The organism is Paracoccus haematequi (assembly GCF_900631945.1).
Taxonomy (GTDB): Bacteria; Pseudomonadota; Alphaproteobacteria; order Rhodobacterales; family Rhodobacteraceae; genus Paracoccus; species Paracoccus haematequi_A.
Genome location: NZ_UZWE01000019.1, coordinates 106,719 through 118,576, shown reverse-complemented (window position 1 = coordinate 118,576; position 11,858 = coordinate 106,719). Strand labels below are relative to the sequence as shown.

Annotated in this window: 12 protein-coding genes; 9 read left to right on the top strand and 3 right to left on the bottom strand. The window is 64.7% G+C overall.

Features of this window, described 5'->3' with window-relative positions; all coding sequences use genetic code 11:
* On the bottom strand, window positions 1-923 hold a 923-nt coding region (locus tag PARHAE_RS02990), incomplete at its 3' end, for an OLD family protein (RefSeq protein WP_164555121.1).
* A 144-nt stretch (window positions 924-1,067) separates the two neighbouring features.
* Here PARHAE_RS02990 and fabD point away from each other — a divergent pair.
* From fabD to dps, 4 genes are all read left to right on the top strand, one after another.
* Complete coding sequence (gene fabD, locus PARHAE_RS02985) at window positions 1,068-1,994, top strand: ACP S-malonyltransferase (protein ID WP_126153113.1); 927 nt, start codon at window positions 1,068-1,070, stop codon at window positions 1,992-1,994.
* Window positions 1,995-2,032: 38 nt separating this feature from the next.
* The gene (gene fabG / locus PARHAE_RS02980) at window positions 2,033-2,770 is read left to right on the top strand and encodes a 3-oxoacyl-ACP reductase FabG (protein ID WP_126153112.1); all 738 of its coding nucleotides are present in this window, start codon (window positions 2,033-2,035) and stop codon (window positions 2,768-2,770) included.
* A 146-nt stretch (window positions 2,771-2,916) separates the two neighbouring features.
* Window positions 2,917-3,150 (top strand): acyl carrier protein, encoded by a 234-nt coding sequence (locus tag PARHAE_RS02975; RefSeq protein ID WP_089387089.1) that lies wholly within the window; start codon window positions 2,917-2,919, stop codon window positions 3,148-3,150.
* Window positions 3,151-3,291: 141 nt separating this feature from the next.
* Entirely contained in the window at window positions 3,292-3,765 is a 474-nt protein-coding gene (dps, locus tag PARHAE_RS02970) for a DNA starvation/stationary phase protection protein Dps (RefSeq protein WP_126153111.1), read from the top strand.
* A 7-nt stretch (window positions 3,766-3,772) separates the two neighbouring features.
* On the opposite strand, the gene PARHAE_RS02965 is transcribed toward dps, so the two are convergent.
* Complete coding sequence (locus PARHAE_RS02965) at window positions 3,773-4,591, bottom strand: sulfotransferase family protein (RefSeq protein ID WP_126153110.1); 819 nt, start codon at window positions 4,589-4,591, stop codon at window positions 3,773-3,775.
* A gap of 131 nt (window positions 4,592-4,722) precedes the next feature.
* Here PARHAE_RS02965 and PARHAE_RS02960 point away from each other — a divergent pair, with 131 nt between their 5' ends.
* On the top strand, window positions 4,723-6,297 hold the full coding sequence (locus PARHAE_RS02960) for a DUF5928 domain-containing protein (RefSeq protein WP_126153109.1): 1,575 nt from the start codon (window positions 4,723-4,725) through the stop codon (window positions 6,295-6,297).
* Between the two features lie 15 nt (window positions 6,298-6,312).
* Window positions 6,313-6,696, top strand: a complete 384-nt coding sequence (locus PARHAE_RS02955) for a histidine triad nucleotide-binding protein (RefSeq protein ID WP_126153108.1) — start codon at window positions 6,313-6,315, stop codon at window positions 6,694-6,696.
* Here the strand turns inward: PARHAE_RS02955 and PARHAE_RS02950 are convergent.
* Window positions 6,693-7,616, bottom strand: coding sequence for an ABC transporter ATP-binding protein (locus PARHAE_RS02950; protein ID WP_126153107.1), 924 nt, complete (start codon window positions 7,614-7,616; stop codon window positions 6,693-6,695). The two genes, PARHAE_RS02955 and PARHAE_RS02950, sit on opposite strands and share 4 nt — an antisense overlap.
* 151 nt (window positions 7,617-7,767) lie before the next feature.
* Here PARHAE_RS02950 and PARHAE_RS02945 point away from each other — a divergent pair, with 151 nt between their 5' ends.
* From PARHAE_RS02945 to PARHAE_RS02935, 3 genes are all read left to right on the top strand, one after another.
* Entirely contained in the window at window positions 7,768-7,956 is a 189-nt protein-coding gene (locus PARHAE_RS02945) for a zinc-finger domain-containing protein (RefSeq protein ID WP_126153123.1), read from the top strand.
* Between the two features lie 156 nt (window positions 7,957-8,112).
* Window positions 8,113-10,935, top strand: coding sequence for a DNA polymerase I (gene polA, locus PARHAE_RS02940; protein WP_126153106.1), 2,823 nt, complete (start codon window positions 8,113-8,115; stop codon window positions 10,933-10,935).
* On the top strand, window positions 10,935-11,843 hold the full coding sequence (locus PARHAE_RS02935) for a cation diffusion facilitator family transporter (RefSeq protein WP_126153105.1): 909 nt from the start codon (window positions 10,935-10,937) through the stop codon (window positions 11,841-11,843). The genes polA and PARHAE_RS02935 overlap by 1 nt, the downstream gene beginning before the upstream one ends.
* The last annotated feature ends 15 nt before the right edge of the window (window positions 11,844-11,858 follow it).

The following is an 11,858-nucleotide window of genomic DNA, read 5'->3' as shown; positions in this document are numbered from 1 at the left end:
AGGCTCAAGGAATACAGAGGCATCGCCATGCGCTGCTGCAAGACTGATGAAAGTTTCAGCGCCTTCATTGCTCTCGCCGCAACCGTCATCCGACTCCGGAGAACGTCAACACACCCTAGTAGGTGCTCGCGATCATTGGGAACTTCGAGTTGGGCGTCGTCCTTTCCAGTAACTTTCTTGATGAACATATTTATTTTTGCGAATTTTTCTCTATCCTCTTGCTTATTCCAAGATGGATTTTGCAGAGCGGCTAAATGGTCTATCAATCCCCGGCCACTTAGGTCGTTAAGAGCTTCCCCCTTTTCTCCAAAAACTCGTTTCGCTGGTATAAGATGAATATTCGGAACAGTTGGAACTGAGGTGTTAGCGATGTAGTTGATGGTTTCAGGGACCCAATGCTGGACTAGGCTGCCGCCTTTATGCTGAGTTGCGAGATTCCATATCGTTTGCCATGTTTTTGAGTCGAGCCAGTTACTGGCACTTTGAATATCTAAAGCAGGGAATATTTCTGCGCTTTTATGTGCTCCTATTTTCAGCCATAGGTGATTTTGGCGGCTAATTTTTCCGCATATTTTGCTGATATCATTGTTGATGTCGCCAAAATGTCGATATGTGTTGTTGTGGTCGATAAATTTTTGGCCACTGGTTAATAATTTAATGGCATTTTCCATATTTTTTCCGATAGCCAGAAGAAACTGCCCAGTTTCTTTACCTTTATATTCCTCGTGTCCGCTTGGAGGGTTAACTTTTTTGCCAGTTAAGGTTTGCGCCACTTGATTAGCAAGAAGATTTAAGATAATGGACTTTCCTGAATTATTAGGCCCTATAAAAAAATTTAGTTTTGAGAATGGAGATATATACTGTACCTCTGGACCAATGCCGCGATAGAAACGGGTTGCTATCCCATCGAGAAATATAGTCATGGTTGTCCTTGCGATAGGGCTGAAGCACTGCGCCGTTAAGTAAGAAGAGAGTCAGTGGGCAACTACGGTTGAAGCTACCACCATTGCACCCCCACCCCCATCCGCGCTATCCCCTTCTGAACCCATACCCTACAGGAGGCCCCCATGCGCGCGTTCGTCTTTCCAGGCCAGGGGGCACAGACCATCGGCATGGGGCGTGAGCTGGCCGAAGTCTATCCCGCCGCGCGCGAGGTGTTCGACCGGGTGGACGAGGCGCTGGGGGAGAAGCTCTCGGACCTGATCTGGAACGGGGATATCGACACTCTGACGCTGACCCAGAATGCCCAGCCGGCGTTGATGGCGGCCTCGATGGCGGCGTTTCGGGCGATGGAAGCCGAAGGGTTCACCATCCAGGATGCGAATTTCGTGGCCGGGCATTCGCTGGGGGAATACTCGGCGCTGTGCGCGGCGGGGTCGCTGACGCTGGAGGATACGGCGCGGCTGCTGCGGATGCGCGGGCAGGCCATGCAGGAGGCGGTGCCGGTCGGCCAGGGAGCGATGGCGGCGATCCTGGGGCTGGATTTCGCCACCGTCGATCACATCGCGCGCGAGGTGGCCGGCGACGAGGTGGTGCAGGCCGCCAATGACAACGACCCAGGACAGGTGGTGATCTCGGGCCACAAGGAGGCGGTCGAACGCGCGGCCGAGGCGATGAAGGCGGCGGGTGCCAAGCGGGCGCTGATGCTGCCGGTCTCGGCGCCGTTCCATTCGGTGCTGATGCAGCCCGCGGCGGCGGTGATGGCCGATGCGTTGGCGGGGGTCGACATCCACCCGCCCGCCGTGCCGTTGATCGCGAATGTCCGGGCCGAGGCGGTGACGGAACCCGGCGCGATCCGGCGGCTGCTGGTGGAGCAGGTGACGGGCACGGTCCGCTGGCGCGAATCCATCGCCAACCTGGCAGGCGCGGGCGTGACCGAGTTCTGGGAGATCGGTGCGGGCAAGGCGCTGTCGGGGATGATCAAGCGGATCGCCAGGGATGCGGCGGTGCGCAATATCGGTGCCCCGGCGGATATCGTGGCGCTGAGGGGCTGAGGTCGCTTGGGTATTTGGACAAAGAAGAAGGATCAGCCATGTTCGATCTGACAGGCAGGACGGCCCTGGTGACGGGCGCATCGGGCGGCATCGGCGGGGCCATCGCGCAGGCGCTGCACGCGGCGGGCGCGACCGTGGCGCTGTCGGGCACGCGCGAGGGGCCGTTGCAGGATCTGGCGGCGGCCTTGGGCGAACGGGCGCATGTGGTGCCCGCGAACTTGTCGGATGCCGAGGCCGCTGCCGGGCTGGTCAGGGATGCCGCGGCGGCGATAGGGTCGGTCGACATCCTGGTCAACAATGCCGGGATCACACGCGACAACCTGTTCATGCGCATGTCTGACGAGGAGTGGAGCCAAGTCCTGGACGTGAACCTGACCAGCGTCTTCCGGCTGTCTCGGGCCGCGCTGCGGGGCATGATGAAGGCCCGCTGGGGGCGGATCGTCAACATCACCTCGGTCGTGGGGGCCACGGGCAATCCGGGGCAGGGCAACTATGCCGCCGCCAAGGCCGGTCTGGTCGGCATGTCGAAGTCGCTGGCCTATGAGGTCGCCTCGCGCGGGATCACCGTGAACTGCGTGGCGCCGGGCTTTATCGCCACCGCCATGACCGACAGCCTGACCGACGACCAGAAGGGCAGGATCCTGTCCCAGATTCCCGCCGGCCGGATGGGTGTGCCCCAGGAAATCGCGGCGGCGGTCCTGTATCTGGCCAGCCCCGAGGCGGGATATGTCACCGGGGCGACGTTGCATGTGAACGGCGGCATGGCGATGGTCTGACGCAACCCTTTCAAGCGAAAGCGGTTGCAAGAGGGTTCACGGGTGCTATATCCCCGCCTTTGGCAGCAGGGGAACCGCCCTGGGCTGAACCGGGCCGTCGTGTCCGTGCAAAACTGGGCGGATGCCCGCGAGAATGAGGATGTGACATGAGCGATATCGCTGATCGCGTGAAGAAGATCGTGGTCGAGCATCTGGGCGTCGAGGAAGACAAGGTGGTCGAATCCGCCTCGTTCATCGACGACCTGGGCGCCGACAGCCTTGACACCGTGGAACTGGTCATGGCGTTCGAGGAAGAATTCGGGATCGAGATCCCGGACGACGCCGCCGAAACCATCCAGACGGTCGGCGACGCCGTGACCTTCATCAAGGGTGCGGTCTGATCCGCAGTCCTGCTGCGAACGGCATTTCCTGACGGCGTCCCTGTGCAGGCAGGGGCGCCGTTTCTTCATGGCCGCCATGCGCCCGGAACCGGGCCTGACAGGCGGCCGTTGACCGGGCGAACCACCGGAAAGGAGCCGATCATGGCCGTTGCATTGAAGGGGCTGACCGACAACGCCCGCAAGACCTCGATTTCCGAACTGAATGCGCGTCTGGCGGATTCAATCGCCTTGGCGCTTGCCGTCAAGCAGGCGCATTGGAACGTGAAGGGCCGCAACTTCATCGCCGTCCACGAACTGTTCGACGCCCTCCACAACAACCTGCGCGCCGATATCGACATCTTCGCCGAACGCGTCCAGCAGCTGGACGGCGTGGCCGTCGGGACAGCCGAAAAGGTCGCCCAGGGCAGCACTCTCAAGGAATATCCGACCGATCTGACCAAGGCCGAGGACCACATCAGGGCGCTGTGCGAACGCTATCGCGATCATGGCGAAAAGCTGCGTGCCGCCATCGATGCCACGGACGAGGCGGGCGATGCCGATACCGTCGACATCTTCACCGCCGCGTCGCGCAGCGTGGACAAGGATCTGTGGTTCATGGAAAGCCATCTGGAGTGATGGCGCGCTATTGTCCCAGCCTGGCGTGAACCTGATCCAGGTCGATTTCGGACAGGGGCATCCGGTTGTCGGGATCGTCGAAGTCGTACCGGAACAGCTGGAAGTCGTCCTTGTAGATTTCCCAGATCAGGTGGCGTGACAGGTCGTCGAAGTAATCGCCGACCTTGTGCGCCCGCTTCGGCCCGTGCCCCTCGGATTCGTTGAAGCGGGGCACGGCCGCAAGATCGACCGGGACCGGGGTTTCGGCGCCCGCCAGAATTTGGGCCATGCCGTCGTCGAAGGTCTCGGTGAACAGGATCCGGTCATAGCGGCCGCCATTGGCGATGAAGGTGCCGATATGGCCCGACATCGACGACCAGTGGATGTCAGGCTCCATCGGGCGGCGCCACAGGATCGTGTCGCGCGCGAACAGCAGGAAGCGGCGGAAGTTGGCGATCTGGTCGAACTCGAAGCCGTTTTCCGGGCTGCCCACGTCGATTCCATAACGCTGCGCCAGTTGCGGCACCAGGTTGCCGCGATAGCGCCGCCCGTTCCGCTGGATGCCCGCGATCTTGTCGAAGAAGGACGACAGGATCCGCGCATAGGGGTTGCGCACGCAGGTGAAGGTCACCGCAGCGTGGCGCGCGACCGCGCTTTCGATCACCGGCTTGCTGTGGTCCTGCGACCATTTGTGCAGCCCTTCGATCGAATCGTGGATGTCGCCGTCGTAAAAGCGGCCATGGTCCGAATAGAACATGATCTGCCCGATGGTCGAGCAGGCGCATTTCGGCACCACCCGATAGATCAGGCTTTCGCTTTCGGTCATCCAGACGCCGGGAAAGCCCATCGTGGCCCAGTTCCTTCGATTGCAGCGCGGCTTGCCGGCACATGTGAAAGGCGTTTACACACAGAAACACGATCCCGCGCAAGTTTCATCGCCGATCCGTTTACCGCAGTATCCGTTAAGTTTTCGTATCCATGGCCCGCATCGCCTTCATCCTTCTGACGCACAAGGATCCGCAGGGCGTGGTGGACCAGGCGCGGCGGCTGACGGCCGCGGGCGATTATGTGGCGATCCATTACGACCGCCGCGCCCCGGCGGACGAATACCGCCTGATCCGCGCGGCTCTGGCGGGCCATCCCAACGTGGTTTTCGCGCCCCGGCGGTTCCGCTGCGGCTGGGGCGAATGGTCGCTGGTCGCGGCCACCCTGTCGGCCCTGCGGCAGGCCGAACGGTCCTTCCCCGAGGCCACCCATTTCTACATGCTGTCGGGCGACTGCATGCCCATCAAGTCGGCGGAATATGCGCGCGACTTCCTGGATCGCGACGATTGCGATTACATCGAAGCCTTCGATTTCTTCGACAGCGACTGGATCAAGACCGGCATCAAGGCCGAACGGCTGGTCTATCGCCACTGGTTCAACGAACGCCGCCGCAAGCGGCTGTTCCATGCCAGCATGGCCGCGCAGAAATGGCTGCGGCTGGATCGCGCGATCCCGCAGGGCCTTCAGGTGATGATCGGGTCGCAATGGTGGTGCCTGCGCCGCCAGACGGTCGAATCGGTGCTGGCGCTGATCGCGGCGCGGCGCGACCTGACCGCGTTCTTCCGCACCACCTGGATCCCGGACGAGACTTTCTTCCAGACCCTTGTCGCCCATCTGGTCCCCAAGACGGATATCCGCCGCCGGTCCCCCACCTGCCTGATGTTCACCGATTACGGGATGCCGGTCACGTTCTACAACGACCATTACGATCTGCTGATCCGCCAGGATTACCTGTTCGCCCGCAAGATCAGCTCTGATGCCCAGGATCTGCGCGCCCGGCTGGGGGCGCTGTGGCAGGCGCCGGGGGTGGAGTTCTCCATCACGAACGAGGCGCCGCGCCTGTTTCGCTTCCTGACCGCACGGGGCCGGGAGGGGCGGCGTTTCGCGCCCCGCTTCTGGGACGACCGGGGGGCGGGGCGCAACCAGGCGATCTGCCTGATCGTGGCCAAGAAATGGCACGTCGCCAAGCGGCTGACGGCGGCGATCCGGGCGCTGACCGACATTCCGGCGGTGGATTACATCTTCAACGAACGCGACGCGGGCCTGCCGGACCTGGGCGGCATCGCCTCGACCGTCCTGAAGCGGGAACGCCATCGCCGCGCCCTGGTCCGGCTGCTGCTGGACGATTACGGCTCGACCAGGCTGGCCCTGTGCCTGGACCCTTCGGCGCTGGCGCTGATCGCCGATTTCCTGGCCGACCGGGCGGAAACGCGGATCCTGTTTGTCGACACGCCGTTTTCCCTCGATTACCTGCACGGTCACATGCGCCGCATGGGGCTGGCCGGTCCTGCCACGCCCGACGCCCAGATCGGCCAGCTTCTGCCCGTCGTGGAAAGCGACCTTGCCGACGAGGCCGACCGCCTGCGCGATCTTGCCGCCGCGCGCCTGACGGTCCTGTCGCCCTTGGCGCCGGACGCCGCCAATGCGGACGCCCTTGCGCGGTTTCTGGATGTTTCGCCCCAGGTCGCGCATGATCTGGCGCGGACGCCGCATTTGTTCAACGACTGACCACAGGATCGCCCCATGGCCCTTGCTTACGACGACACCAACATCTTCGCCCGCATCCTGCGCGGAGAGATTCCCTGCGACAAGGTTGCGGAAAACGATCACGCCCTGGCCTTCCGCGACATCAATCCCCAGGCGCCGGTGCATGTGCTGGTCATTCCCAAGGGGGCCTATGTCAGCCTGGACGATTTCGCGGCCAACGCCTCGGACGCCGAGATCCTGAGCTTCACCCGCCTCTGTGCCCAGGTCTGCACCTCGGAAGGGGTCCATCTGGCGGGCGGCCATGACGGCTTCCGCGCCATCGCCAATGCCGGCCCGCATGGCGTGCAAGAGGTTCCCCATTACCACCTGCACATTCTGGGCGGGCGGGTCATGGGACCGATGCTGGCCCGCAAGGCCTAGGGCCGCGTCATCTCCACGAACACGTCCTCCAGGTCGGGCTGTTCGGTCGCGACATCCAGGATGGGGATGCCCGCGCCGCGCAGCGCGTCCAGCACCTGATCGGCGCGAACCCGCGACGGGGGATAGCCGATGGCCAGCCGCCCGTCGCCACGCCATTCGGGATGCGCGCCGTCCGGCAGCGGCGGCAGGGGAACGCGCCCGCCCGTGTCCAGGACCAGCGTCTTGCCATCGGCGCGCGACAGCAGGCTGCGCGTGTCCTGCCGCACCACCAGGGCGCCGTGGTTGATGATGGCGATCTCGTCGCACATCTGCTCGGCTTCCTCCAGGTAATGCGTGGTCAGGATGATGGTCATGCCCTGCCGGTTCAGCGCCTGGACATTCTGCCACAGCATCTCGCGCAGGGTGATGTCCACGCCCGCCGTCGGCTCGTCCAGCACCAGGATCTGCGGGCGATGCACCAGGGCCTTGGCCAGCAGCAGCCGACGCCGCATCCCGCCCGACAGGTTGCGGGCATAGGCATTGGCCTGATCGGTCAGCCCCACCAGCTCCAGCAGTTCATCCGTCCAGCGTTCGCGCTTGGGCACGCCATAGAGGCCCGCCTGAACCTCGAGGCTGGCGCGGGGGGTGAAGAACGGATCCATGTTCAGTTCCTGCGGCATCACCCCGATGGCCGCGCGCGACTGGCGCGGGTTCACGTCCTGGTCGAAGCCCCAGATCGTCACCTTGCCCGCCGTCTTGTTGACCAGCCCGGCCAGGATGTTGATCAGCGTCGATTTCCCCGCCCCGTTCGGTCCCAGCAGCCCGAAGATGCTGCCCGCCGGAATGGCAAGGTCGATGCCCTTCAGCGCGTCCTTGGCGGGGGCGGTTCCCTGGGCGGCATAGGTCTTGCGCAGCCCGGCGATCTCGATGGCGTTCGGCATGATGGCATCCCTGGCAGGCTTGCGAAGGCAGGCGGCGCTGCGGTATCAGGGGTTAGACCAGATGACGCCCGCCGCCACAAGAAGGCCAGCCATGACGCAATACGTGATCCCGGAAAACTCGCTGTCCACCGAACAGACCAGCCTGGCCGAGTTGAAGCTGCCGGCGCCGGAAACCCAGATCGTCACCAGCTGGAAGATCGCCTGCGACGGAGACGATGCGGCGGGCTTGGGCCATCCGCGCGTCTGGCTGGCGATCTCGCCGATCACGGGCTTCGTCGATTGCGGCTATTGCGACAAGCGCTTCGTGATCGACCGCGACCACGCCCACGACGACCACTAGGCGCGCTTTCTCTTTCACCTTTGTCTAAATATCCTCTGCGGAGAAGGGGCCAGCAGGCCCAGCGGGGGGCGAAGCGCCCCCGGTCCTGACCGCCCCCTTTGCGCCCCCCGCCGCTTTCTGCCAGAACGGTCCCCGAGACTCGGAAAGGACCGCTTCATGGACAGCATCAGTGCGACATTCGGCAAGGGCCACCACCTGCACCTGATCGACGGATCGGCCTTCATCTTCCGGGCCTATCACGCCCTGCCGCCCTTGACGCGCAAATCCGACGGCTTGCCGGTCGGCGCGGTCGCGGGGTTCTGCAACATGCTGTGGAAATACGTCACCGACGAACGCGGCAGCGACGCGCCGACCCATGCGGCGGTGATCTTCGACCATTCGGCCAAGACCTTCCGCAACCAGATCTACAGCGCCTACAAGGCCAACCGCCCCGAACCGCCCGAGGATCTGCGCCCGCAATTCCCGCTGACCCGCGACGCGACCCGCGCCTTCAACATCGCCTGCATCGAGACCGAGGGATACGAGGCCGACGACATCATCGCCGCGCTGTCCTGCAAGGCGCGCGACGCGGGCGGGCGCGTGACCATCGTCAGCAGCGACAAGGATCTGATGCAGCTTGTCGGCGATGGCGTGCAGATGCTGGATCCGATCAAGGGCAAGCCCATCGACCGCGACGAGGTGTTCGAGAAATTCGGCGTCTGGCCCGATCGCGTGGTGGACGTGCAGGCGCTTGCGGGCGATGCGGTGGACAATGTGCCCGGCGCGCCCGGCATCGGCATCAAGACCGCCGCGCAGCTGATCACCGAATACGGCGACCTGGAAACCCTGCTGGCGCGGGCAGGCGAGATCAAGCAGCCCAAGCGCCGCCAGACCCTGATCGACCATGCCGACCAGATCCGCATTTCCAAGCGCCTGGTCGAACTGGATTGCAACACGCCGCTGGACTTCACCCTGGAAAGCCTGGAAGTGCGCGCCCCCGACGCCCCGGCCCTGCTGACCTTCCTGTCGGAAATGGAGTTCCGCACCCTTACCGCCCGCGTGGCCGAACGCCTGGGGGCCGAGGCGCCTGCCGTGGTGTCCGCCCCGCCGCGCGACGCGCCCGCCGCGCCGGATCTGCCGCCCATCGACCGCGCCGCCTACGAGACCGTGACCGACCGTGCCGCCCTGGACCGCTGGGTGCAGTCGATCCGCGACACCGGCCATGTCGCCATCGACACCGAAACCACCGGCCTGGACGAGATGCAGGCCGATCTGGCGGGCATCTGCTTGGCCGTGGCGCCGGGTGTGGCCTGCTATATCCCCGTGGGCCATGTCGCGGGCGGCGATGCAGGGGGGGGCGACGACCTGTTCGGCCAGTCCGCCCTGGTTGCGGGGCAACTGCCGCTGGCTCAGGTGCTGGCGGCGCTGAAGCCCGTCCTTGAAGACGACGCGATCCTGAAGATCGGCCAGAACCTGAAATACGATTGGAAGATCCTGGCCCGCCACGGCATCCGCATGGCGCCCCTGGCCGATACGATGCTGATGTCCTACGCGCTGAATGCGGGCACGCACAACCACGGCATGGACGAACTGGCCGAACGGTATCTGGCCCATAAATGCATTCCCATCAAGGATCTGATCGGCACCGGCAAGGCGCAGATCAATTTCGCCCAGGTGCCCATCGACAAGGCAGCCCCCTACGCGGCCGAGGATGCCGATGTGACGCTGCGCCTTTACCGGCATTTCGCGCCGCTTCTGCCGGTCGAGCGCGTCACCACCGTCTACGAGACGACCGAACGCCCCATCGTCCCCGTCCTGGCAGAGATGGAGATGGCGGGCATCCGCATCGACAGCGACGTGCTGCGCCGCATGTCGGGCAGCTTCGCGCAGTCCATGGCGGGTCTGGAGGATGAGATCTTCGCCCTTGCAGGCCAGCGGTTCAACGTCGGCAGCCCCAAGCAGTTGGGCGAAATCCTGTTCGACAAGATGGGCCTTGCGGGCGGCAAGACCGGCAAGACCGGCGCCTTTTCCACAAGCGCCGACGTGCTGGAGGATCTGGCGGCCGAAGGCCATGACCTGCCGTCGCGGATCCTCGACTGGCGGCAGATCGCCAAGCTGAAATCGACCTATACCGACGCCCTGCCGACCTTCGTGAACCCGGAAACGGGGCGCGTCCATACCAGCTATTCCATCGCGGGCGCGCAGACCGGGCGGCTGGCATCCACCGATCCGAACCTGCAAAACATCCCGGTGCGGACCGAGGAAGGCCGCCGCATCCGCGAAGCCTTCATCGCCGCCGAAGGGCACCGGCTGGTCAGCCTGGATTACAGCCAGATCGAGCTGCGCATCCTGGCCCATGTCGCCGACATCCCGGCGCTGAAACAGGCCTTCCGCGACGGCATCGACATCCACGCCATGACCGCCAGCCAGATGTTCGGCGTTCCGGTGGAAGGGATGGATCCGATGATCCGCCGCCGCGCCAAGGCGATCAATTTCGGGGTGATCTACGGCATCTCCAGCTTTGGCCTGTCGCGCAACCTCCGCATCCCGCGGGCCGAGGCGCAGGACTTCATCGACACCTATTTCCAGCGATTTCCGGAAATCCGCGCCTATATGGACCGCACCGTCGCGGATGCCAAATCCGACGGCAGCGTCCGCACGCTGTTCGGGCGGCGCATCAACACGCCCGGCATCAACGCCAGCGGCCCGGCTGCGGGCGGCGCCCGGCGCGCGGCGATCAACGCACCGATCCAGGGGGCGGCGGCCGACATCATCCGCCGCGCCATGGTCCGAATGCCTGCCGCCATCGCCGGCCTGCCCGCGCGGATGCTGTTGCAGGTCCATGACGAACTGGTCTTCGAGGTGCGCGAGGATGCCGTGGACGACCTGATCGCCGCCGCCCGCACGGTGATGGAGGGCGCCGCCGAACCCGCCGTGCGGCTGTCGGTGCCGCTGGTCGTCGACGCGGGCGTGGGCGCCAACTGGGCCGAGGCGCATTGATGGCACATTCTCATGCTCATGGGCACGGCCATCATCACCATCATGGCGGCGACGCGGCGATCGGCTGGGCGGTCGTCGTCAACCTGGCGCTGACCGCCGCGCAGATCGTGGGCGGCTATGCGGCCGATTCGACCGCGCTGATCGCCGACGGCATCCACAACCTGTCCGACGCCCTGGCCCTGGTGCTGGCCTTCGGGGCGCGGCGGCTGTCGCGACGGGCGGCGACGCCCGACTGGTCCTTTGGCTGGGGGCGGGCCGAAATCGTCGCGGCCTTCGTCAACTATCTGGCGCTGATCGCGGTGTCGCTGTGGCTGGCCATCGAGGCCCTGGGCCGCCTGGCCGATCCGCCGCAGGTCGCGGGCGGGCTGGTGATGGGGCTGGCGGGTTTTGCGCTGATCGTCGATCTGGCGACGGCGGCGCTTGTGTACCGCGCCTCGAAGGACAGCGCCAATATCCGCGCGGCCTTCCTGCACAATGTCGCGGATGCGGCGGTCTCGGTTGCGGTGATCCTGGGCGGGGCGCTGATCTGGGCCTTCGGCTGGAACCTGGCCGACCCGATCCTGACGCTGGCGATCTCGGTGGTGATCCTGTGGCATATCGGGACCGAGATCGGCCCGGTCTTTCGGATGCTGATGCTGGCCGCGCCGCCGGGCAGTGATCCGGGCGCGGTGTTGTCGGCCCTGCGCGGGATGCCGGGCGTGGCCGACGCCCATCACCTGCACCTTTGGCAGATCGACGAAAAGCGCAGCGCGGCCTCGGTGCATCTGGTCGTGGGCGGGGGCGATCACTTTGCCATCACCCGCGCGGCCAAAGAGATGCTGGCCCATGACCACGGCATCGCCCACGCCACGATCGAGATCGAGCCGCCCGAAGCCTGCGCCGACCACGCGGGGCATGACCACCCCTAGGCGCGCCCCCCGGTG

Bases quoted from the DNA above. Each gene is read 5' to 3' on its own strand.
- dps (WP_126153111.1), top strand. From the start codon at position 3,292: ATGGCCGTTGCATTGAAGGGGCTGACCGACAACGCCCGCAAGACCTCG.
- PARHAE_RS02960 (WP_126153109.1), top strand. From the start codon at position 4,723: ATGGCCCGCATCGCCTTCATCCTTCTGACGCACAAGGATCCGCAGGGC.
- PARHAE_RS02955 (WP_126153108.1), top strand. From the start codon at position 6,313: ATGGCCCTTGCTTACGACGACACCAACATCTTCGCCCGCATCCTGCGC.
- PARHAE_RS02950 (WP_126153107.1), bottom strand. From the start codon at position 7,616: ATGCCGAACGCCATCGAGATCGCCGGGCTGCGCAAGACCTATGCCGCC.
- polA (WP_126153106.1), top strand. From the start codon at position 8,113: ATGGACAGCATCAGTGCGACATTCGGCAAGGGCCACCACCTGCACCTG.
- fabG (WP_126153112.1), top strand. From the start codon at position 2,033: ATGTTCGATCTGACAGGCAGGACGGCCCTGGTGACGGGCGCATCGGGC.
- PARHAE_RS02935 (WP_126153105.1), top strand. From the start codon at position 10,935: ATGGCACATTCTCATGCTCATGGGCACGGCCATCATCACCATCATGGC.
- PARHAE_RS02975 (WP_089387089.1), top strand. From the start codon at position 2,917: ATGAGCGATATCGCTGATCGCGTGAAGAAGATCGTGGTCGAGCATCTG.
- fabD (WP_126153113.1), top strand. From the start codon at position 1,068: ATGCGCGCGTTCGTCTTTCCAGGCCAGGGGGCACAGACCATCGGCATG.
- PARHAE_RS02965 (WP_126153110.1), bottom strand. From the start codon at position 4,591: ATGGGCTTTCCCGGCGTCTGGATGACCGAAAGCGAAAGCCTGATCTAT.